This is a genomic window from Streptomyces sp. ADMS, from assembly GCF_033441795.1.
Classification (GTDB): Bacteria; Actinomycetota; Actinomycetes; order Streptomycetales; family Streptomycetaceae; genus Streptomyces.
In genome coordinates, this window is sequence record NZ_JAVFVX010000281.1 from 1 (window position 1) to 2035 (window position 2035).

3 protein-coding genes are annotated in these 2035 nt (G+C 71.7%); all 3 read right to left on the bottom strand.

The annotated features are described in order from the left end of the window. Positions 1 to 543, bottom strand: a complete 543-nt coding sequence (locus tag RB628_RS40335) for a hypothetical protein (RefSeq protein WP_318325619.1) — start codon at positions 541 to 543, stop codon at positions 1 to 3. Positions 544 to 567: 24 nt separating this feature from the next. Then, positions 568 to 1401: a large ATP-binding protein gene (locus RB628_RS40340; protein WP_318325620.1), complete on the bottom strand. Its 834-nt coding sequence runs from the start codon at positions 1399 to 1401 to the stop codon at positions 568 to 570. Beyond that, the coding region (locus tag RB628_RS40345) for a hypothetical protein (RefSeq protein WP_318325621.1) at positions 1398 to 2035 on the bottom strand (638 nt) is incomplete at its 5' end. The genes RB628_RS40340 and RB628_RS40345, both read right to left, overlap by 4 nt.

A 2035-nucleotide genomic window follows, 5' to 3' on the forward strand; every position in this document is an offset into this window, starting at 1 on the left:
TCAGTGAGGGTCGCGCTCGGCGCGAAGACGCTGGAGCACCGTGCCGAGGCGGCGGTTGCTGACGTGGATGCCTCGGTCGCGCAGGCCCTGGCGCAGGGCTTCGCGGTTGAGCCGGGGCAGACGGGCGGCGATCTGGCGGGCGATGGCCATGAGGTCCTCATCGCCTGGCGCGGGTCCGGTTCGCCGGGCCGAAGGCCGGCGGGCGGCAGGCTGGTCCAGCAGGAGGCGGACGTCCAGCAGGTCCCACACCGCCTCGGCTTCCGACTGTTCCTGGCGTTCGAGGTCCACGACTTCCGCCGCGTACCGCAGCACGAGGTCGTCGAGGGCGTGTTCGCCGGAGCGGCAGCGCTGCCAGGCCGTGTCGAGGTTGCGGCGGGCGGCGCGGGCATGAGCGTTCGTCTCGGCCAGACCGCCGAGCCGCCGCAGCACGATCGGCAGAACGGGATCGCCCGAACCGCCATGCGCGCTGTCGCGCCGGAGGTCCTCCAGCGGGCGGCCGTACCGGTGCTCGACCAGGTGGCGGGTGTGGATCGCGGTGGACATGGGGGGCGTCCTTTCCGGGGGGAATCAGCGGGAACGGGAAGGCTGGGTGGCCGCGCTTGTTGCGGGTGCGACAGCTGAATCGGTGACGACGTCGGAGATCGCCGCGGTGTTGCTGCGGCTGAGGGCGGCGGATACGCGCGGCGTGGCCGTACGTGCATCCCGAAGGGCCGCCTCGCCCTGCGGTGTGAGCGAGAGGAGCTGTCCAGGCCGGTACAGTCCCTCGCTGGTGTCCTGGTCCAACAGCCCGTCGGTGACCAGCCGCTGGACGGTTTCGGGCCAGACCTCCGGGTTGGGGCGTTGGCCCCGTCCGTCGGAGAGATAGATGTAGCCGTAGGCCGCGCTCTGGTGGAATCGAAGCCCGCCCGCCTCCACGGCTTCAAGGGCTCCGAGCTGGCGACCACCCGCGATGGCCCAGTCGTCGTCCCGCCCCGGCGCCTGCTCCGGGGGCAGGCCCAGGCTCTGGCGCGGTGCCTTCGAGGCCTGCTCGGTGTCGGACTCGGGCAGAAGGCGGTGGTACGTGGACACGGCCTGGTTCAGTTGCTCGAATGCCGCACTCCTGCGGGCGGCGAGCAGATCGATCTGCGGACCTGCGGTGCGCAGAATTCCGTCCCAGCCGCGCAGGCCAGCGCTGTCGCCCCGCCCGAAGGGCTCAAGAAGCTCGATCGCGGACTGGGCGGCGCGGGTCAGCTCGCTGTGCAACTCGTCGACATCGCAGGCGGCCTCGGCGACCATCCGGCCGAGGAGGTGAAGCGGGTCGCGGGGTGGATGGCCGTCGCTCAGCGCCCAGGGGTCCTCGACACCGAACTCCTCGGCGACCAAGTGCGCGCCGGGCCGTTTCGCCATGTCATGGGGGTTCATTCGGCCGCCTCCATCCGGGCGAGCAGGGAGCGCACCAGGGTGGGCAGACTGTCGGGGCCCTCACCGATCCAGACATGATCGGTCGCCTCGCCGAGGACGTACGCGGCGTCTTCGAGCAGGCCGCTGGAGATCTCCATGCAGGCGTCGGTGATCCGGGAGGCGGCGAGGAGGGACTGCGAGAGCACCTCGACGTAGTCGCCGGGGCTGAGGCCGGCAGCCTCAGCGGCTGTGCGGATGGCGGCCAGTTCCAGCGCGCTGAACGCGAAGTCGAACTCGTCGTCCTGCTCCGCCGGTGAGTGCGCGGTGAAGGCCGGGTCCGGCGGCTCGGCGGGGATGCCGACGCGCGTGCAGATCTGGTCCACGGAGGCGGTCAGCTCGGCGAGGGACTCGGTGAGCCAGCCGAGCGCGGAAGCGTAGGACGCCAGGGTGAACAGACCGGCGGGGGTGGAGGGAAGCGGCTCCTCGATGACGAACCCTTCGAGCCGGTCGTTCAACTCGCAGACCACCCGGGGGCCGGCGGACAGCGCGCCGAGGACGGGATGCAGGTAGGAGCGGCTGGCGGAGGTGGGGTACTCGGTGGTCAGGACCCCGGAGACGCTCTGCGCGGCGTCGGTGAGCAGCCCGGCCAGTTCGG

What these genes read in the sequence shown, in the direction of transcription:
- RB628_RS40340 (WP_318325620.1), bottom strand. Translation starts at nt 1,401, where the DNA reads ATGAACCCCCATGACATGGCGAAACGGCCCGGCGCGCACTTGGTCGCC.
- RB628_RS40335 (WP_318325619.1), bottom strand. Translation starts at nt 543, where the DNA reads ATGTCCACCGCGATCCACACCCGCCACCTGGTCGAGCACCGGTACGGC.